The sequence below is a fragment of the Rhizobium sp. AN73 genome, assembly GCF_030757975.1.
Lineage (GTDB): Bacteria > Pseudomonadota > Alphaproteobacteria > Rhizobiales > Rhizobiaceae > Agrobacterium > Agrobacterium arsenijevicii.
The window spans coordinates 989,567-1,009,484 of sequence record NZ_JARWME010000002.1; the positions used below are offsets into that span (position 1 = coordinate 989,567).

Genomic DNA, 19,918 nt, shown 5'->3' on the forward strand with positions numbered 1-19,918 from the left:
CAAGGTCCGATGCCTTTATTCTTATTTTCGGAAATGCTAATTTATAGGTGTTAATTTTGTATTGATGCCGCTCTTATGGGTTGCAGGCGGGGAAAATCCTTCACCTCGGCACCGCTGGATTTCAGATCAGCCGAAGCCCTTTGAAGCTTGCGTGGCCGTCCTTGCCGATGATGATGTGGTCGTGAACCGCGATCCCGAGCGGCTTTGCCGTATCGATGATGGTTTTGGTCATCTCGATATCCGCACGCGAAGGGGTCGGGTCTCCACTCGGATGATTATGGATTAAAATCAAGGCTGTAGCGGAAAGTTCGAGGGCGCGGCGCACCACTTCACGCGGATAGACCGGGGTGTGGTCCACGGTTCCCTGACCCTGTACCTCGTCGGCGATCAGGACGTTGCGCTTGTCGAGGAACAGGATGCGGAATTGTTCGCGCGTTTCATGGGCCATGGCGGCGTGGCAATATTCGATGACCGAGGACCAGGAGCCGAGAAGCTGCTTGTTGCGGATTTCGCTTTTCAGCATGCGCTGGGAAACGGAGGCGACAAGCTTCAGATCGAGCGCCACGGCCTCGCCCACGCCCTTCACCTCCTGCAACAGCGGCAACGGCGCGCCGAGCACGCCGCCAAGCGTTCCGAAGCGGGCGATCAGCGCCTTGGCGATGGGTTTGGTATCGCGCCTCGGGATCAACCGGAAAAGCAGCAATTCCAGCAATTCGTAATCGGCAAGGGCGGCATCGCCGCCATCGCGATAACGTGTCCGCAACCTGTCCCGGTGACCGTGATAGTGGGCGATCTCCGCTTCCGGCTCCGCAATGATTGCGGGGCGTTCCGTGGTCTTTTTTACAGCACTTCTCGGTTCGGCAAAAAATCCACGCTCATCCGGTCCGTCGAAAAGCTCGCCCTTTCCCGCCTGAAAGCCGGAGATTGAGGAAAGATCGGCGGGAGGCGGGGTGGGGCGTTTTGCCATAGGCGGTCTGGCCTTATGCGAGTGGCGGCAGACCCGGACGGTCAAAGCCGCCCGGCGACAGCGTGAAGATTTCGCAACCGGTGGCTGTTACGCCGACAGCATGTTCGTATTGCGCGGACAGAGAGCGGTCGCGCGTTACCGCCGTCCAGCCATCGGAGAGCACCTTCACATGCGGTTTGCCAAGATTGATCATCGGCTCGATGGTGAAGATCATGCCTTCGCGGATTTCCGGGCCTTCATCCGGGCGGCCGTAATGCAGGATATTGGGCGTGTCATGAAACAGGCGTCCGACGCCGTGGCCGCAGAAATCGCGCACCACCGAGCAGCGCTCCGCCTCCGCATAGGCCTGTATTGCCGCACCGATCGCGCCGGTGCGCGCACCCGGCTTCACCGCCGCGATGCCGAGCATCAGGCATTCATAGGTCACTTCCATCAGGCGTTCGGCGGCGCGCTTGATCGTGCCGACCGGATACATACGGCTCGAATCGCCGTGCCAGCCGTCCAGAATATAGGTGACGTCGATATTGACGATTTCGCCTTCGCGCAGCGGCTTCGCATCCGGAATGCCGTGGCAGACCACATGGTTGATCGAGGTGCAGACGGATTTGGTATAACCACGGTAATTCAGCGTTGCTGGCAGCGCGCCATGATCGGCGCCGAACTCGAACACGAAACGGTCGATGGCGTCAGTCGTCACGCCCGGCTTGACGATTGCCGCCAATTCATCGAGGCAACGCGCCGTCAGCTGGCACGCCTTGCGCATTCCGTCAAAATCTTCCGCGGTATAGAGGCGGATGACGCCAGTATTCTTCAACGGGGCGGAGGCTGCTTCGATATAGGTGACCATGATAGTGCTTTCTGTCTTTTTACATCTCCGTTCATAATGCAGCCGGACGCCATTCGTCCATCGCAACCGTTCCGCTGACCGAAATTTGTGCCGGGGAAACGCTGCATTTCACCGCATAGGCCTCCACGCCGCGCGCCATGGCCCGCTGAAACGCCAGCGCATAGACCGGGTCCAGATCGTCGCAGATGCGCAGCCGGTCGCAATCGTCGCGCTGGATGAGGTAAAGCATCACCGCGCGGTGACCGGCCTCTGCTGCGTCGCCCAGCTCCTCCAGATGTTTGGTCCCACGCTTGGTGGCGGTATCAGGGAATTCAGCCAGTCCCTTTTCGCGCATGAAATGCACGTTCTTCACTTCCACATAGGCGTCCGGTCGCCCGATTTCAGAAAGCAGGAAATCGATGCGGGAATTGCGACCGTATTTCTGTTCGCGCCTGATCGTCGAATAACCGCCAAGCTGCGGGATGCGGCCATTGAGGATGGCTTCTTCCGCCAGCCGGTTCGGCATGCCGGTATTGATGCCGACGACGGTGCCATCGGCCTCGACCATTTCCAGCATGTGCCGATACTTGCGGGTCGGGCTGTCATGTTCGGAAATCCAGATGCGTGATCCCGGCGCAGTCAGCCCGCGCATGGAGCCGGTATTGGGGCATGAGCCGATGATCGCCGTGCCGTCCTCCAGAACGGCATCGAAGAGGAAACGCTTGTAGCGGGCGATCAGCGTGGCGGGAACGAGCGGGGGCGTGAAGAGCATGTGGCCTGAAAGGTGAGAGGTGAGGGCGGGCAGATTTCGTCAGGAGAGGACATAGGTTCCCGGCGCGTCGCCGAGCACCGGGCGCTTGCCGTCTTCCGGTTTTCGCGCCTTCACCTTTTCACCATCCTGGGCTTCGATCCAGTTTTGCCAGTGTACCCACCAGGAGCCCTTATGGGCGTTGGCGGAGGCCTGCCAGGCATCGAAGTCTCCGGATGGTGATGTGCCTGTCCAATATTGGTATTTTTCAAGTTCCGGAGGGTTGATGACGCCCGCTATGTGGCCGGAGGCGCCGAGCACGAATTCCACCGGCCCGCCGAACAGTGCAGCACCGGTGAAGACCGATTTGGCCGGCGCGATATGGTCGTCGCGGGTGGCGAGATCGTAGACCGGGATTTTGATGTCGCCGAGATTGATCCGCTTGTCCGCCACGCGCATCAGCCCGCGGGCGAGATTGTTCTCGAGGTAACAATTGCGCAGATAAAATGAATGGCAGGCGGCTGTCACCCGGGTCGAATCAGAGTTCCAGTACAGGAGATCGAAGGGCAGGGGTTCTGTGCCGCGCAGATAATTGTCGACCACGTAAGGCCAGATGAGATCGGATGCGCGCAGCATGTTGAAGACGGTGGCCATGATCGAGCCGTCGAGATAACCGACCGCCTGCATGTGCCTGTCGAGCGCTGCAAGCTGGCCCTCGTCGATAAAGACCTTGAGGTCGCCGGCATGGATGAAATCCGTCTGGGCGGCGAGAAGCGTGGCGCTGCGGATGCGCCCGTCGCCTTCCTGCGCATGCAGGGCCAGCGCCGAGGACAAAAGCGTGCCACCGACGCAATAACCGATGGCATTGATCTCCTTTTCACCGGTCCGTTCCTCGATCGTGTCGAGGGCGAAGTCGATGCCGTCGCGGATATAGTCCTCCCAGCCCTTGTCGGCCAGTTGCGCATCGGGGTTGATCCACGAGACCATGAACACGCTATGGCCTTGATCGAGGCACCAGCCGACGAAGGATTTTTGCGGGTTGAGATCGAGAATGTAGAACTTGTTGATCCATGGCGGCACGATGAGCAGCGGACGTTTGAAGACCTTTTTCGTCGTCGGCGCGTAGTGGATGATCTCGCAGAGCGGGCTTCTGGCAACCACCTTGCCTGACGTAACGGCAATGTTCTGGCCGATGACGAATTTGCTGTAATCGGTCTGGCGCAGTTTCAGGTGGCCATGACCGGCCGCAACATCTTCGGCGAGTTGCGCCATGCCCTTGACGAGATTGGCGCCGCTGGAGGCGACCGTTTCGCGGAACACTTGCGGGTTGGTGAAAACGAAATTGGCCGGTGAGAGGGCCTCCATCACCTGCCGCATGTAAAACAGGGCCTTGGTGCGGGTGTGCTCGTCCAGCCCTTCGGCTTCCATCACCATCCGGTCGGCAAAACCGACGGTGGTCTGATAGGCTTTGAGGAGAAAATCGAAAAACGGATTGGCCTGCCAGTCCGCATCCGCAAAACGTCTGTTCCTGCGCTCGGCAGGGCCGGTCCTCAGCAGCCTTTGCTGAGGACGAATCGGCATCCTCGGAAAACTGCGCCACCGATTTTGCCCAGAGATCATAATAGCTGGAAAGCAGGTGGGTCTGTGCTTCGATGGAGCGTTTCGGTTCCGCCATCCAGTATTCGGCGACATCGGACAGCGTCTTGACGAGATCGGTCATCGGATCGGTGCTGGCCTGCGGAATTTCACCGCGTTCGCGGGGTGCCAGCCATTCGGATGCGGCCTTGCCGAGGTTTTCGAGCGCACGAGCGATGTTGATCGCGAAGGTTTCCGGATCGCGGATCAGGTAAGCCTCGGCGGAAGTAGCGTCGAAACCGGGCGTTTTGCCACCCTTTTTCTCTGCCCCGCCGTCAACACCTGCCATGCGCCGTCCTCCACCAAATTTGTGTTTGCACATTCTGCATGAAAACGAATACAAGTTCCACCAGCAAGGGGAGGCCACAAAGGGCCGAACCGCAGTCGAATTCGATATCGGCGATATCTTTACAGGCGGAACATGACGATGGGCAAGCACATGGGCACATGGGGAACATATGCGGAAAACGCCGCGAGAATCGCTGTCCTTTCGCTCTCCGGCGTCATGCTCGTCAGCGTGCTTGCCGCCTGCAAGACCCCGGAACCTATCGTCGCTCCCGCCCATATGCCCCATCCGCAAGCCCAAATCGTCGGCCCGCGCCCCGTCAGCGACAATGCCGTGAGCCAGAGACGCGACACCGGCACCTATCCAAGCTTTTCAGCGCCGATGACGGCTGCCGGCAGCCAGATGGGCGACGACGAGGCGTCCAAAATGGAATCGAACCTGTCGCGCCTCGGCGCTGCACGCCGCAACGGCCAGATTTCGGAAGCGGAATACAAGCGCCGCGTCGCGGAACTGCGGGCGCTTGCCGAAAACCAGAAGCCGGTCGCGACACCCGCACCGCAGTAAGTTCCTACCGTTCGCCATTCTCTGGCCTGTCCCACGGCTATTCGGTTTAAATTTCCGGACACCGTCTATGATATGGAAGTTGATGGTGACCCTCGCCAAACACTCCTACGTCATCCTCGGGCCTGTCTCGAGGATCTGCAACGTTTTGATTTTATCGACGTGTTTAGATCCTTGGGCTTCGTTGTGTTCCCAACCGCTCTCATAACCCCTTCTTTACCCTGCCTCTGAACCATCCGCTTACCCAAGATCTTAAGCGGATGGATGCGGTTTGCCGCTTATGATGCGGGCATAACAAACAGGCCGCTGAAAAAGCGGGAGACAGGGTGAAATATCATGAAATGCATCGCCGCTCTGCTGGTTCTTGCCGGTTTTGCGCTCGTGCCCGCCGAGGCGAGGGCGCCGCATATTTATTCTGGTAAATCCGCGCTGCAGGGACAATGAAGGCAGCGCGAAAGCGGTCGGTCAGTCGTTGCCGGCGGCTTCGTTGAGCATATCGAGGTCCGGCACCGTGATATGGCGGTTGTTCTCGATGCGGATGGTGCCTTCCTTGCGCAGCTTGGTCATTTGCCGGCTAACTGTTTCGATGGTGAGACCGAGGAAATCGGCAATATCGGCGCGTGACAGCGGCAGGTCGAAGGACGATTTGTCGTCTTTTGCCGGGTCGATATGGGTGGCGATCATATAAAGGAAGCTGGCAACCTTTTCCTGTGCCGATTTGCGGCCGAGCGTCAGCATCCAGTCGCGCGCTTCATCCAGCTCCTTCAGCGACTGGCTGTGCAGCTTGCGCTCCATGTCAGGCACTTCGGAAACCATGCGGTCGACAATGCGACGCGGGAAAAGGCAGATTTCCACATCGGTTGCGGCTTCCGCCGTCATCTTGCTTTCCGCCATGAACGGGCGGCCGAGAAAATCCGGTGCGAATTGCAGGCCGACGATCTGCTGGCGGCCATCCGACATCATCTTCGAGAGTTTCACCACGCCGTTGAGAATGTTGCCGTAGGAGCTGACAAGCTCCCCCTGGGCAAGCAGCTCATTGCCTGCTTCCAGTTTTTTACGGCTGGAATGACGGTTGAGGTCGCAGAGTTGCTGTGGCGTCAACGTGCTGCAAAGACCGCCGTGGCGCGCCTCGCAGGAGCGGCATACGGCGGGATATTCCGAATTGTGGATGGTCTTCTGCAGCGTGTCCATAAGCCTTTTCCGATGCTGGCTTTAAGGGACGAATGCGACCGGAGGTGTAAAATCCGGTATCTTCGAAGGCTTGCGCCGCGTAGTCGTCGCCCCCGCGTCTACTTTAGCAAGAACTTAAGGTGCGATTTGATTGAAGTCAAAGTTGCAAACTGTCGCAGCCGTTACTGAAAGAGAGGAAATCGACATTTTCTTGATAAAAGGCAAATCCGGTGATGAATACCGAACTTCTTCGCAAATATTCGGGCGCCGTGCCGCGTTACACGAGCTATCCTACCGCGCCGCACTTTCACGAAGGAATCGATAACGGCACCTATCGCCGCTGGCTCGGCGATCTCGGCCACCGGAACCGGATATCGCTTTACCTGCATATTCCCTATTGCGACCGGCTGTGCTGGTTCTGCGCCTGCCACACCAAACACACGCTGAAATACGAGCCGATTGCCGTTTATCTTGAAGCACTTAAACGGGAAATTGCGACCGTTGGCGCGCTCGTTTCACCGGATGCCGTGGTGAGTGCCGTACATTTCGGCGGCGGTTCTCCCACCATGCTGAAGCCTGAGGACATGGTCAGCCTGATGGACTGTCTGAAGGGCCATTTCACCTTCGGGCTGGCACCTGAAATCAGCGTGGAAATGGACCCGAACGATCTCGATGACAGCCGTTATGATGCGCTTGCCGCCATCGGCATGACGCGGGCAAGCCTCGGCGTTCAGGACTTTGATGACAAAGTGCAAAAAACCATCAACCGGATACAGACCTTCGCGCAGACGCAATCGGTGGTGGACGCCGTGCGGGCGAGGGGTGTTCACTCGGTCAATTGCGACATTCTCTACGGCCTGCCGTTCCAGACCTGCGAGACGTTGCAAAAGACGGTCGACCAGATCATCTCGCTCGATCCGGACCGGGTGGCACTTTTCGGTTATGCGCATGTTCCGTGGATGAAAAAACACCAGTCGATGATCCCTGAACAGGCTTTGCCTGATATTGCCGAGCGCTACCGCCAGATGACGATGGCGGGAGAGATGCTTGGTAAGGCTGGTTACGGGGCAATCGGGATCGATCATTTCGCCAAGTCCACCGACACCTTATCTCAGGCGGCCGAAGCAGGGGAGCTGCGGCGGAATTTTCAGGGTTATACAACCGATACGGCCGATGCCCTGATCGGGCTTGGCGCATCCTCCATCGGCCGGTTGCCGCAGGGTTACGTGCAGAACATGGTGGCGACGGGGGAGTATCAGCGGATGGTGGACGAGGGCGGTCTCGCCGTCATCAAGGGGATAGAACTGTCCGAGGATGATCATCTGCGCTCGCATGTCATCGAGCGGCTGATGTGCGATTTTTCGCTCGATCTGCGCGAGTTGAAGCAACGCTTCGGCAGGGCCAGCCATTCGGTCAGCGTGCAGGCGCAGCTTTTCGCAGGGGGCGACAGAGACGGTGTGGTGCGGCTGGATGCCGATGTTTTTGCCGTGACGGAGGCGGGCAAACCCTTTGTCCGTCATATTGCGGCAACCTTCGATGCCTATCTCGGCAGTGGGCGTGGCCGCCATTCGGTTGCTGTTTAGGCAACAGTTTTAAGGCAAATTTCAAACTCTCGTCACGAAACCATTGGCTTTTTTGTGCGACTTGCCTATGTGGTGCGTCAGACAAGATATTTAATACGAACGACAATAAGGATTATGGGCGTGACAGCTACATTCGACAAGGTTGCCGACATTATCGCCGAAACCAGCGAAATCGACCGCGAAACCATTACGCCGGAAAGCCACACGATCGACGATCTGGGCATCGACAGCCTCGACTTTCTGGATATCGTTTTCGCCATTGACAAGGAATTCGGTATCAAGATTCCGCTCGAGCAGTGGACGCAGGAAGTCAACGAAGGCAAGGTTACCACCGAAGAATATTTCGTGCTGAAGAACCTCTGCGCCAAGATCGACGAATTGCGCGCAGCCAAGGGCTGAGGCGATAATGCCCGCTTCGAGCGGGCATTTCTTTTTCTGGACCTGACCTTCAAGGCGGGTCGTAACCGACCAGAGACGGGCCGGACGGATGCTGCTTGAATATTTTCAGATGATCGACAAGGTCGAGGCCGTGGACATGACGACGCGCACGTTGAAGGCGCAGTCCATCGTTCCCGACAAGAGCCCGGTTTTCGAGGGACATTTCCCTGGCATGCCGCTGGTTCCGGGCGTGCTTCTGATCGAGACCATGGCGCAGGCTTCCGGCATGCTGGTTCTGGCGTTCAGCGATTTTTCGTCCATGCCGTTCCTGATGTCGGTCGATGGCGCCAAGATGCGCACCTTCGTGGAACCGGGTGCGGTTCTCGATATCGAGGCCGTGCTGGAGCATGACGGTTCCGGTTTTGCCGTCACCAAGGCGAAGATCACTTGCGAAGGCAAGAAGGTCTGTGACGCGCAGCTGAAGCTCAGGACGATGCCCTTCAGCGAAATTCCGCTGGCGCCTATCGTCAAGAAGCGGGCTGAGGAAGTCGGCCTGATGGCGGCGATTGCCGCGGATGCGCAGAAATAAGCGTTTCCGCTGATGCCGCGAGAGGGCATTTTTCCCCTCGACCCGGTTTTGATGCACGAAAATCGTGGGCTTGTGCCGGCGGATCGGGCCTTCACCATTGCCAATCCGCATCGCGCGCTTTATTCCGCAACGCATGGAGTGGTCGTTTGCGACCGCTGTTGGATAGCCGTGACCGCTTGAACGGTCCGGCTGCAAAGGATGACAGACGATGAAATCTGACAATGATGTGGTGATAACAGGGGTCGGCATCGTGACCTGTCACGGCGTCGGCAGCCAGGCGCATCTTGCGCTTCTTTCGGGAACTGCGGCGCCGGAAACGGTGGTCGAGACCGAAAAGTTCAAACCCTATCCGGTCCATCCCATGCCGGAGATCGACTGGTCCACGCAGATCGCCAAGCGCGGCGATCAGCGCCAGATGGAAAACTGGCAGCGTCTCGGCGTATTCGCCGCCGGTCTTGCGCTCGACGATGCAGGGTTGAAGGAAAACACTGAAGCCTGCGCCACCATGGACATGATCGTCGCTGCCGGCGGCGGTGAGCGCGACATCAATGTTGACACACTCATCGTTGACGAGGCGCTGAAGCGCAACGACCGTGAAGTGCTGCTCAACGAGAAGCTGACGACGGAACTGCGCCCGACCCTGTTTCTCGCCCAGCTTTCCAATCTGATGGCGGGTAATATCTCCATCGTGCACAAGGTCACCGGTTCCTCCCGCACCTTCATGGGCGAAGAAGCGGCCGGTATTTCCGCCGTTGAAACCGCTTTCCACCGCATCCGTTCCGGCGAATCCAGCCATGCGCTGGTGGGCGGCGCCTTCTCGGCCGAGCGTCCGGACATGATCCTGCTGTTTGAAGCCATCGGCGCGCATGCGCAGGGCGACTGGCAGCCGCTGTGGTCGCGTGGCGGCCAGGACGGCGGCGGCATGATTTCCGGTTCTCTGGGCGCCTTCCTGGTGCTGGAATCGCGCAAGCATGCCAGCGAACGTGGCGCGCGCATCTATGCCCGCATCGACGCCATCGAGGGCGATCGCGGCAGCCGCGATGAGGGCAAGATGGAAAAGCGCATGGAGCGCCTGCTTGCCCCCGCAAAGGACAGTGCGGCGACCGTCGTGTTTTCCGGTGCGAGCGGTTATGACGACGTCACACGGCGCGAAAAGAATATTCTCGAAAAAACCCTGCCGCAGGCTGCCATCCGTGGTTTCGGCGGTATCACCGGCCATGGACTTGAAGCGCAGTTTCCGCTTGGCCTCGCGCTTGCGGCCCTGACGCTTGAAAGCGGCGCGAAGGTGCCTACTTTCGATGCGGCTCAGGAAAAGCCAATGGGCGAGGCGGCCAGCGAAGCTGTTGTCACCACCGTCGGCCATGTGCGCGGCGAAGGTGTCGCCGTTCTGTCCCGTGACGTGTGAGGAGAAAAGACCATGACTTCCAATTTCAAGGATCATCTCGGTCGCCCGATCGTCGCCGTCACCGGCATGGGCATCATCACTTCGCTGGGCCAGGGGCTTGCCGATAACTGGGCGGCTCTGACGGCTGGCAAATCGGGCATCCACAAGATCACCCGCTTCCCGACCGAAGGCCTTTCCACCCGCATCAGCGGCACGGTCGATTTCATCGACATCCCGGTTCCGAATTCCGTCGAGCGCTCCTATGCCTTTGCGCGCGAGACGACCATCGAGGCGCTGGCGCAGGCCGGCATCTCTGGTGATTTCGACGGCCCGCTGTTTCTGGCCGCGCCACCGATCGAGCCTGAATGGAGCGCCCGTTTCGAGCTTGCCGACCGGTCTCCGCCGGCCGCCCAGCCGGGTGACGCCTATGAGCGGTTCCTGACGGCTTTCCGTCAGCGTCCCGATCCGGCGTTTCAGGAAGCGGCACTTTTCGGCGCGATTTCCGAGCGTCTGTCCGACCGTTTTGGCACGCGCGGTTTGCCGGTCACGCTCTCGACTGCCTGTGCTTCGGGTGCAACGGCAATCCAGCTCGGCGTCGAGGCGATCCGTCAGGGCCGCACCGAGCGGGCACTGACGGTTGCGACCGACGGTTCGGTCAGCGCCGAGGCGCTGATCCGCTTTTCGCTGCTGTCGGCGCTGTCTACCCAAAACGAGCCGCCGGAAAAGGCCTCCAAGCCGTTCAGCAAGGATCGCGACGGTTTCGTGATCGCCGAAGGTGCCGCAACGCTGGTGCTGGAATCGCTGGAATCGGCGATTGCGCGCGGCGCAAAGGTTCTCGGCATCATCAAGGGCGCCGGTGAAAAGGCTGACAGCTTCCACCGCACGCGCTCCTCGCCCGATGGCGGCCCGGCTATTGCGACGATCCGCGCGGCGCTGGCCGATGCAGGCGTGGCTGAAAGCGATATCGGCTACATCAACGCCCACGGCACCTCGACGCCCGAAAATGACAAGATGGAATATGGCTCGATGCTCGCTGTCTTCGGCGAAGGTCTGAAAGACATTCCGCTGTCGTCCAACAAGTCGATGATCGGCCATACGCTGACGGCGGCCGGCGCGGTGGAAGCCGTGTTCTCGCTGCAGACCATGCTGACCGGCACCTTGCCGCCGACGATCAACTACAACAACCCCGACCCGACCATCACGCTCGACGTGGTGCCGAATGTGAAGCGGGACTCGACGGTGAACGCCGTGCTCTCCAACTCCTTCGGGTTCGGCGGGCAGAATGCAAGCCTTGTCATGACGCGGGAACCGGCCTAGTCAGCTCCGCCAGAAAACAGAGGCGTTTCCGGCCTGAACGAAGCTCCGGAAGCGCTCTCGCTTGTTTGATTACGCATTCCGACCGCAAAACCGTTACAGAGTTTTGCTGGAATTACTTTTGAGATAAACGCCTCCGGGCGAAGGACTAAAAATATGCGCGCTCTTCAACTCGTCGACGACCGGAAGCTCGAAAAAGTGGACCTGCCCGAACCGGATGCACCGGGACCGGGTGAGGTGACGTTGCGCGTCAAGGCCGTGGCGCTGAACCACATCGACGTGTGGGGCTGGCGCGGCATGGCTTTTGCCAAGCGCAAGATGCCGCTCACCATCGGTGCTGAGGGCCTCCGGCGTGGTGGAGGCCATCGGTCCCGGCGTTTCGAATGTGCTGCCGGGCCAGCTCGTTGCGATCTATGGCGCGCGCACCTGCGGTATTTGCAAGCCCTGTCGTGAAGGCCGTGACAATCTGTGCGAACATGTTCAGGGCGTGCACGGTTTCCATCTCGACGGCTTTGCGCAGGAAAAGATCAATATTCCGGCCCGCCAGCTCGTTCCCGCACCGCATGGCGTCGACGCCATCGGCGCAGCGCTTGCACCCGTGACCTTCGGCACGGTCGAGCACATGCTGTTCGACAATGCCAAGCTTGAGTCCGGCGAAACGATCCTCGTGCATGCGGGCGGTTCCGGCATCGGCACTGCGGCGATCCAGCTTGCCAAGAAGATGGGCTGCACCGTCATCACGACAGTCGGTTCGGACGACAAGATCGAACGGGCAAAGGCTCTCGGCGCCGATCACGTCATCAACTACCGGACCGACCGTTTCGAAGGCGTCGTGCGCAAGCTGACGAAAAAGAAAGGTGTCGACGTCGTATTCGAACATGTCGGCAAGGACACCTTCGCGGCCTCGATGTTCTCGCTGAAGCGTGGCGGCCGTCTCGTCACCTGCGGCTCCACGTCAGGCGTGTCCACCGACATCAACCTGATGATGCTGTTCCAGCAGCAGCTGAAGCTGCTCGGTTCCTTTGGCTGCCGTATGGAAAACATGGCCAACGCCATGCAGAAGATGGCGCGTGGCATCGTTCATCCGGTTATCGACACCGAAGTCACCTTCGAGGATATCGACCGGGCGCTGGAACGCATGGAAACCCGCCAGGTGTTCGGCAAAATCGTTCTGCGGATGGATTGACGCCTTGAAACTGTTCATTACGCGGATCGTCCTGAAGCTGGACCATTTCCGGCAATGGCTGATCGCGACGTTTGCCTTCGGCCTTCTCAACCTGCTGAAGATATTTCCTGCTGACGCGGGAATTCGCGCCGCCGACAGGCTGGCGCGCTTCGTGGGGCCGAAAACCGGCCGCCACCGGCTGATGCTGTACAATCTGGCGCGCGCCTTTCCGGAGAAATCCGAAGAAGAGCGCCTTGCCATCGCAATGGACAGCTGGGGCAATATGGGGCGGCTTGCGGCGGAATATGTCTTTCTCGACCGGCTGTTCGATTTCGATCCGGAAAATAGCGAGCCGGGTCGTATTCGCGTCGAGGGTATTCCGACCTTTCTCGAACTGCGCGACAATCCGCGGCCCTTCATCGTCTTTACCGCCCATAGCGGCAATTTCGAATTGCTGCCGGTGGCCAGTTCCGCCTTCGGTCTTGACGTGACGGTGCTGTTCCGTCCGCCGAACAATCCTTTCGTGGCTGACAAGGTGTTCAAGTTCCGCAAGGAACGCATGGGCAATCTCGTGCCTTCACATGCCGGTTCTTCCTTCGCGCTTGCGCGGCAGCTGGAAAGGGGCGGCGGTGTCGGCGTGCTCGTCGACCAGAAGTTCAGCAAGGGGCTGACGACGAAGTTCTTCGGCCATGAGGTTCGCACCAACCCGCTGCTTGCCAAGCTGGTGCGTCAGTTCAACTGCGATGTCTATCCTGCCCGCTGCGTGCGCCTGCCGGACAACCGCTACCGGCTGGAGATTGAGGCGAAGGTCGATATCCCGCGCGATGAAAAAGGCAATGTCGATATTCAGGCGACGGCGCAGCTTTTGAACGACAAGGTGGAAAGCTGGGTCCGCGAATATCCCGAACAATGGCTGTGGTATCACGACCGCTGGGACGTGAAACACCAGATCTGAGGCATTTGCCACGCGGCCGGATTTCTCGTGATCATTTACAAAAATCGGTCGTGAATTTGTGTATTTCGGTATTTTTCCATATTAGTGGAACCTCATTTTTCGTTCATGGATTATCGAAATTGAAAAAATAGCGGCAGCTATGATATTTTAGAGAGTAATCCCTGCGGCGGTCCTGCGTGTCGTTACGTCATTTTTAAATGCACAGACGCTATAATCAGGGGATAAGTGTCTATCCATTCGGATTGGGAGCGGGCTGTTTGCCCGTTCAGGGAGAGTTGGGTTGAAAGATTTGATTGAGCTGTTCTGGCTGCGTTATACGGAACTGCAATCAGCCGTTGGCAAGAACGAGGCCGACAAGATCGCAGTGCTGGAGCGTGAACTGGAGCTGCTGCTTGACCGGGTTATCGGGCGTCAGACCGGCAGTTCCGAGGACATTCGCGAGCAGTTTCGTTTCGCCATCGATCTCCTCAACCACGAGGCGGAAGATCTCGGCTGCGTGCAGCGCAATTCCGAGCTTCTGAGAACACTTGTCGATCGCTATGTCGGCATGCCGCTAAAGGCAAAGGTCATCGGCGACGAGGACGAGGACAGTCTGGAGTGGCATCACCGCCATCTCATTCTCGATGAGGATATGCTGAACGACCTCGACGAGCCTGTGGTCGTTGTTTCTCCCGGCTACCGGGTGTCCTTCGCCAATGGTCTCGAAGCGTTTCCACGTAATTCGTCGGAAGGGCTTCTAGGGTGCCATATCGCCGAGCTTGTCGGTGTGCACCGTTTTCAGAACGACCTGCGGGAACGGCTCGACAATTGCTTCAAGGGCGGCACGTCGAAATATACCTATGCCGAAGATCATGACGGCCATACGATCGTGAAGTCTCTCGAAATGTCACCCTGCTACTCCTCCAACTACAAGCTGGTTGGCGCAATGGTGGTCATCCGGGAAATCGCCGATCGCAGACGCCGCCGCGCCACGGCGTAAGGTCCACGGCTCGAACGCCAGGCGTCGAGCCGTTTTATCCTCTTGTCATTTAGGGAAGATGGTTTCCCAGATCGTTGCGATCGACCAGGCGGATGATGCATCCGCGAGAAGCTTCGTCGCCATTGCCAGACAGGAAAGAACCAGGAGCGGGCGGATGATCTTCGCGCCGTTTTTCATCGCGAAACGCGATCCGATCTGCGCACCGACGAACTGGCCGACGCCCATGGCAAGGCCGAGCTTCCAGAGAACCGCACCACCAGCCGCAAAAACGACGAAGCCGCCGAAGTTCGAACCGAGGTTCAGCAGCTTGGTGTGAGCGGTTGCCTTCAGCATGCCGAAACCGGCAAGCGCCACGAAGGACAGCATGTAGAACGAACCCGCGCCGGGGCCGAAAACGCCGTCATAAAAGCCTACCAGCGGTGCGGCGCTAAGGCCGAACACGAACGGCGTGATGCGGCGATGGCTGTCGGTATCGCTGAGCTGCGGCTTGAAGGCGAAATAGAGGGCGATGGCGATCAACAGGAACGGCATGATGGTGCGCAGGAGATCGGACGGCACGAAGGCGGCGGTGACCGCGCCGAGCATGCCGCCGAGCATGGCCATGATGGCCATCGGCAATTGTTCCCTGAGATTGACGTGGCCGCGCCGGGCATAGGCGATGGTGGCTGAAGCTGAGCCGAACTGCGATTGCAGCTTGTTGGTGCCGAGCGTGTCCAGCGGCGGAATCCCCATGATCAGCATTGCCGGAATGGTGATGAGACCACCGCCGCCTGCAATGGAATCGATAAATCCGGCAAAGATGGCGACGCAGAAGAGAACGAGAAAAACGTTGAGGGCGATGTCTTGCACTTGGCATGTCCGAGCAGGCGGTGGGGAGAGGGCCTCTTCTTTCACCGAAAAGATCACCACGCAATATTTTTCTCTCCGATCTGCGGCGGGAAGGGGGATTGCGGTGTTGCCGCTTATGGGTATGTTTCCGTGGCGTGTCGCCAGGAGAGGCGATGGCGAGACATCAGGATGAGGACATTATGCATAAAGTGATATTCGATACGGACCCCGGTGTAGATGATGCCATGGCGCTTCTGTTCCTGCATCGCCACCCCGATATCGATCTGATCGGCGTCACCACCGTCTTCGGCAACGCGCCCATCGATATCACCACCCGCAATGCACTGTTCCTCAAGCGGGAATGGCAGATGACGGCACCGGTTGCGCAAGGCGCCGGCGTGACCTTCGATCCTGCCCGCAAGGAAGGCCATTGGCCGACATTCATTCACGGCGAAAACGGTCTCGGCGATATCGATATCCCCGAGACCATCGACCTGCCGCTCGATCCGCGTCCGGCGCATCGCTTCATCATCGAGACGGTCAAGGCTCATCCCGGTGAGGTAACGCTGATCGCCGTCGGCCGCATGACCAATCTGGCGCTGGCGCTGCGCGAAGAGCCGGATTTTGCCGCACTGGTAAAGCAGGTGATCGTCATGGGCGGCGCCTTCGACATCAACGGCAATGTGTCGCCGGCGGCCGAGGCCAATATTCACGGCGATCCGGAAGCGGCTGATCTGGTCTTCACCGCGCCCTGGCGTGTGGTCGTCGTCGGCCTCGACGTGACGACGAAAACGGTGATGACCAGCGCCTTCATGGCAGAGATGGCAGAAGCCGGCGGCAAGCCGGTGCAGCTGCTCTCCGATCTGTCGCAATTCTACATCGATTTCTACAAGACCCGCACGGGCGACGGCATGGTCGTGCATGACAGCTGCGCCTGCGTCTATCTCGTCGCGCCTGATTTGTTCGAGACCCGCAGCGGGCCGATCCGCGTCGTCTGCGGCGGTCTTGCCGATGGCCAGACCATTCAGAAGCCTGATGGACGCGCCTTTCCGCCGGGCGACTGGGACGGGCATCCGAGCCAGCTGATCTGCACGGATATCAAGCCGGAGCGGGTGCTTTCGGTCATCCGCGCGGCAATTGTGAAGGGCGAGCGCGGCTGAACGGCCGGAATGGCCGTTCTTGAGCATGGTCTGCCTTGCATTTTCCAAGAATCTGGCGTTATGCAAGTTTCCTGAACATATTGCGCGATCCGCCCTGCCGGGTGGCTGAAAAGGCCTTGCCGGAAGCACAGGGCGGATGATCGCGATGCCGCACGGACCGAGAAAACCCCTGTAGGTTTTCCAGTGCTTTGCGGTACAATGAATAGCGCCTGCCGGATCGGTTCGTGTCGGCGGCGTTTGAGAACAAGAACGAACTTCGTTATGGGCCGGCAGAACCGGTCCATTTCCATGAGGAAAGTGATGGAAGAGTTTCATAAGGTCCGGCGTCTGCCGCAATACGTCTTCGAACAGGTCAACCGTTTGAAAGCGAGCGCGCGAGCGGCCGGGGCCGATATCATCGATCTCGGCATGGGCAATCCCGACCTTCCGACTCCAAAGGCGATTGTCGACAAGCTTTGCGAAGTCGTTCAGGACCCTCGTACCCATCGTTATTCCTCGTCCAAGGGCATTCCCGGCCTTCGCCGCGCGCAGGCCGCCTATTATGCTCGCCGTTTCGGTGTGAAGCTCAATCCCGATACGCAGGTCGTCGCGACCCTCGGCTCCAAGGAAGGCTTTGCCAATATGGCGCAGGCCATCACCGCGCCTGGTGACGTGATCCTGTGTCCGAACCCGACCTATCCGATCCATGCCTTCGGCTTCCTGATGGCGGGCGGTGTCATCCGCTCGATGAATGTGGAGCCGGATGACAGCTTCTTCGGACCGCTGGAGCGCGCCGTGCGCCACTCCATCCCGAAGCCGCTGGCGCTGATCATCAACTACCCGTCGAACCCGACGGCGCATGTGGCTTCGCTCGATTTCTACAAGGACGTGATCGCATTTGCGAAGAAGCACGAGCTCATCGTGCTGTCCGACCTTGCCTATTCGGAAATCTATTTCGACGACAACAATCCGCCGCCTTCGGTTCTCGAAGTTCCCGGTGCAATCGACGTTGCGGTGGAATTCACCTCCATGTCGAAGACCTTCTCCATGCCCGGCTGGCGCATGGGCTTTGCCGTCGGCAACGAGCGGCTGATCGCGGCGCTGACCCGTGTGAAGTCCTACCTCGATTACGGCGCCTTCACGCCGATCCAGGTTGCGGCAACGCACGCCCTGAACGGTGACGGCTCCGACATCGCCGAAGTGCGCAATGTCTATCGCCGCCGTCGCGACGTCATGGTCGATACTTTCGGCAAGGCCGGTTTCGAGGTTCCGCCGCCGGCTGCTACGATGTTTGCCTGGGCGAAAATCCCGGAAAAATTCCGCCATCTCGGCAGCCTGGAGTTCTCCAAGCTTCTGGTCGAGAAGGCCGATATCGCCGTTGCTCCCGGCATCGGCTTCGGCGAGATGGGCGATGACTACGTCCGCCTCGCGCTCGTGGAAAACGAGCATCGAATTCGTCAGGCAGCGCGCAATCTGAAGCGTTTCCTGTCGAGCGCTGACGAAACGATGCACAATGTCGTTTCGCTCAATGCCCACAGATAAGGGCAACCGAAGACGGCCGGGTCCCGGCCGTCACCATCACCAGCAAATCAGGAACATACCCATGGCAGATTCATTGAGAATCGGCATAGCGGGGCTCGGCACTGTCGGCGCTTCGCTCGTGCGCATCCTCCAGCAGAGAAGCAACGAACTTGCAAACACCTGCGGACGCGCGATTGAGATTATTGCGGTGAGCGCGCGCGACCGTTCGCGCGACCGTGGCATTGATCTCAAGGGTATTGCCTGGTTCGATACGCCGGAGCAGCTTGCGAACGAAGCCGATATCGACGTGTTGGTCGAACTGGTCGGCGGTGCTTCCGGGCAGGCGGAAAAGGCCGTGCGCGCCGCACTCTCCCGCGGTCTCCATGTGGTGACAGCCAACAAGGCGCTGCTTGCCAAGCACGGCGTCGAACTGGCGACGATTGCCGAAGACAAGGGAGCGCTGCTCAATTTCGAAGCTGCCGTGGCCGGCGGTATCCCCGTCATCAAGGCGCTGCGTGAATCTCTCACCGGCAACAATGTGTCGCGCATCTACGGCATCATGAACGGCACCTGCAACTACATCCTGACCAAGATGGAGAAGGAAGGACTGTCGTTCGAGGCCTGTCTCAAGGAAGCGCAGCGGCTGGGTTATGCGGAGGCCGATCCGGCGTTCGACATCGAGGGCAACGACACCGCCCACAAGCTTGCCATTCTGACCACGCTTGCCTTCGGCAACAAGATTTCGGCCGACGATATCTATCTCGAAGGCATCACCAATATCTCCAGCGAGGACATTCAGGCGGCTGCCGATCTCGGTTATCGCATCAAGCTTCTCGGTGTGGCGCAGGTGACCGAATCCGGCATCGAGCAGCGGGTGCATCCGACCATGGTGCCGCTCGATTCCGTCATCGCGCAGGTTGACGGCGTGACCAATGCGGTGGCGATCGAATCCGATATTCTCGGCGAGCTGCTGATGGTCGGTCCGGGTGCAGGCGGCAATGCCACGGCTTCCGCCGTGCTCGGCGACATCGCCGATATCGCCAAGAGCCGTCCCGGCGCCCAGCAGGTTCCGGTGCTCGGCCGTCCGGCGAAATCGCTTGCCGATTATCGTCGTGCCAAGATGAAGAGCCATGAGGGCGGTTATTTCATCCGTCTGACGGTAAAGGATCAGGCGGGTGTCTTCGCCTCCATCGCCAGCCGCATGGCTGACAATAACATCTCGCTGGAATCCATCGTGCAGCGCCAGCGTGTGCATGTCGAAGGCGCGCCGCAGACGATCATTCTCGTCACCCATGCGACGATGGAAGATGCGATCCGCAAGGCCGTCAAGGCAATCAAGAACGAGAAATATCTGGTCAGCGAACCGCAGGTCATCCGCATCGAGCGGACCTGAGACGTTTCAGACCTTTTTTGAACCCGAAGACCGCGTTTCCACATGGAGGCGCGGTCTTTTCTTGTTTGAAACACCTGTTTCGACGCTCGTCACACGGTCGCCATAAAATTTGAGGGCAAGGCCGCAGAACCGCTGGAAAACAACGCGATTCGGCTCTATGGTTAATCATGTTCACCAAGCGAGGGAGGCGTGGCCGTGACATCGATTATCCTTTTCAAGGACAGCAAGCGCGAAGGCGTTCTGGCCGCCCATCATCGGGCACGGCCCCACAATGCCAACGACAATATTCGAAGCATGGAATTCGATATTGCCGAATATGAGCGCAACTGGTGTTCACTCGCGGTGTTTTCCCTGCTGCTGCTGGTCGGCGCCGTTTCGATCGTCAGCCCGTTTTTCTCGATTTTTTCGGTGTGAAAGCCCATACGGGCGTTTTTGCTTGAAAAAGGCGCCATCGCCATTTAGCCCGTTGTCATGACAAGGCGCGGATGCGCACTCGT

17 protein-coding genes and 2 pseudogenes are annotated in these 19,918 nt (G+C 59.1%); 13 read left to right on the forward strand and 6 right to left on the reverse strand.

Features of this window, described 5'->3' with window-relative positions:
- Window positions 1-121: 121 nt before the first annotated feature.
- The 4 genes and pseudogenes from radC to RBH10_RS14830 all read right to left on the reverse strand — a co-directional run bounded on the left by radC (window position 122) and on the right by RBH10_RS14830 (window position 4,465).
- Window positions 122-967, reverse strand: coding sequence for a DNA repair protein RadC (gene radC / locus RBH10_RS14815; protein ID WP_281036696.1), 846 nt, complete (start codon window positions 965-967; stop codon window positions 122-124).
- Window positions 968-980: 13 nt separating this feature from the next.
- Window positions 981-1,814 (reverse strand): type I methionyl aminopeptidase, encoded by an 834-nt coding sequence (gene map / locus RBH10_RS14820; protein WP_045020106.1) that lies wholly within the window; start codon window positions 1,812-1,814, stop codon window positions 981-983.
- 31 nt (window positions 1,815-1,845) lie between these two features.
- Window positions 1,846-2,565 carry a DNA/RNA nuclease SfsA gene (sfsA, locus tag RBH10_RS14825; RefSeq protein WP_281036695.1) on the reverse strand — a complete coding sequence of 240 codons (720 nt, stop codon included), beginning with the start codon at window positions 2,563-2,565 and terminating at the stop codon, window positions 1,846-1,848.
- 39 nt (window positions 2,566-2,604) lie between these two features.
- Window positions 2,605-4,465: pseudogene (locus tag RBH10_RS14830) on the reverse strand (PHA/PHB synthase family protein).
- Window positions 4,466-4,603: 138 nt separating this feature from the next.
- Between RBH10_RS14830 and RBH10_RS14835 the strand changes: the two are divergent.
- Window positions 4,604-5,026, forward strand: a complete 423-nt coding sequence (locus tag RBH10_RS14835; protein ID WP_281036693.1) for a hypothetical protein — start codon at window positions 4,604-4,606, stop codon at window positions 5,024-5,026.
- 462 nt (window positions 5,027-5,488) lie between these two features.
- On the opposite strand, the gene fnrN is transcribed toward RBH10_RS14835, so the two are convergent.
- Complete coding sequence (gene fnrN, locus RBH10_RS14840; RefSeq protein WP_281036692.1) at window positions 5,489-6,214, reverse strand: transcriptional regulator FnrN; 726 nt, start codon at window positions 6,212-6,214, stop codon at window positions 5,489-5,491.
- Window positions 6,215-6,426: 212 nt separating this feature from the next.
- On the opposite strand from fnrN, the gene hemN reads away from it, so the two are divergent.
- From hemN to RBH10_RS14880, 8 genes and pseudogenes are all read left to right on the forward strand, one after another.
- Window positions 6,427-7,776 (forward strand): oxygen-independent coproporphyrinogen III oxidase, encoded by a 1,350-nt coding sequence (hemN, locus tag RBH10_RS14845; protein ID WP_281036691.1) that lies wholly within the window; start codon window positions 6,427-6,429, stop codon window positions 7,774-7,776.
- A gap of 114 nt (window positions 7,777-7,890) precedes the next feature.
- Window positions 7,891-8,175, forward strand: coding sequence for an acyl carrier protein (locus tag RBH10_RS14850; RefSeq protein ID WP_019566223.1), 285 nt, complete (start codon window positions 7,891-7,893; stop codon window positions 8,173-8,175).
- Window positions 8,176-8,263: 88 nt separating this feature from the next.
- The gene (locus RBH10_RS14855; RefSeq protein ID WP_045016398.1) at window positions 8,264-8,743 is read left to right on the forward strand and encodes a 3-hydroxyacyl-ACP dehydratase FabZ family protein; all 480 of its coding nucleotides are present in this window, start codon (window positions 8,264-8,266) and stop codon (window positions 8,741-8,743) included.
- A gap of 208 nt (window positions 8,744-8,951) precedes the next feature.
- Complete coding sequence (locus tag RBH10_RS14860; protein ID WP_281036690.1) at window positions 8,952-10,148, forward strand: beta-ketoacyl-ACP synthase; 1,197 nt, start codon at window positions 8,952-8,954, stop codon at window positions 10,146-10,148.
- A gap of 12 nt (window positions 10,149-10,160) precedes the next feature.
- Window positions 10,161-11,444, forward strand: a complete 1,284-nt coding sequence (locus RBH10_RS14865; RefSeq protein ID WP_281036689.1) for a beta-ketoacyl-ACP synthase — start codon at window positions 10,161-10,163, stop codon at window positions 11,442-11,444.
- Between the two features lie 153 nt (window positions 11,445-11,597).
- Window positions 11,598-12,627: pseudogene (locus RBH10_RS14870) on the forward strand (zinc-binding dehydrogenase).
- A gap of 4 nt (window positions 12,628-12,631) precedes the next feature.
- On the forward strand, window positions 12,632-13,561 hold the full coding sequence (locus RBH10_RS14875; protein ID WP_372339788.1) for a lipid A biosynthesis lauroyl acyltransferase: 930 nt from the start codon (window positions 12,632-12,634) through the stop codon (window positions 13,559-13,561).
- Window positions 13,562-13,841: 280 nt separating this feature from the next.
- Window positions 13,842-14,540: a hypothetical protein gene (locus tag RBH10_RS14880; protein ID WP_281036687.1), complete on the forward strand. Its 699-nt coding sequence runs from the start codon at window positions 13,842-13,844 to the stop codon at window positions 14,538-14,540.
- 45 nt (window positions 14,541-14,585) lie between these two features.
- On the opposite strand, the gene RBH10_RS14885 is transcribed toward RBH10_RS14880, so the two are convergent.
- A complete protein-coding gene (locus RBH10_RS14885; protein ID WP_281036686.1) occupies window positions 14,586-15,389 on the reverse strand; it encodes a TSUP family transporter in 804 nt (267 codons plus the stop codon).
- A 179-nt stretch (window positions 15,390-15,568) separates the two neighbouring features.
- Here RBH10_RS14885 and RBH10_RS14890 point away from each other — a divergent pair, with 179 nt between their 5' ends.
- The 4 genes from RBH10_RS14890 to RBH10_RS14905 all read left to right on the forward strand — a co-directional run bounded on the left by RBH10_RS14890 (window position 15,569) and on the right by RBH10_RS14905 (window position 19,835).
- Entirely contained in the window at window positions 15,569-16,528 is a 960-nt protein-coding gene (locus RBH10_RS14890) for a nucleoside hydrolase (protein WP_045016543.1), read from the forward strand.
- Between the two features lie 300 nt (window positions 16,529-16,828).
- Entirely contained in the window at window positions 16,829-18,049 is a 1,221-nt protein-coding gene (locus RBH10_RS14895) for an LL-diaminopimelate aminotransferase (RefSeq protein WP_045016540.1), read from the forward strand.
- 61 nt (window positions 18,050-18,110) lie between these two features.
- Complete coding sequence (locus RBH10_RS14900; protein WP_045016385.1) at window positions 18,111-19,421, forward strand: homoserine dehydrogenase; 1,311 nt, start codon at window positions 18,111-18,113, stop codon at window positions 19,419-19,421.
- 189 nt (window positions 19,422-19,610) lie between these two features.
- On the forward strand, window positions 19,611-19,835 hold the full coding sequence (locus RBH10_RS14905; RefSeq protein WP_306180684.1) for a hypothetical protein: 225 nt from the start codon (window positions 19,611-19,613) through the stop codon (window positions 19,833-19,835).
- Window positions 19,836-19,918 lie beyond the last annotated feature (83 nt).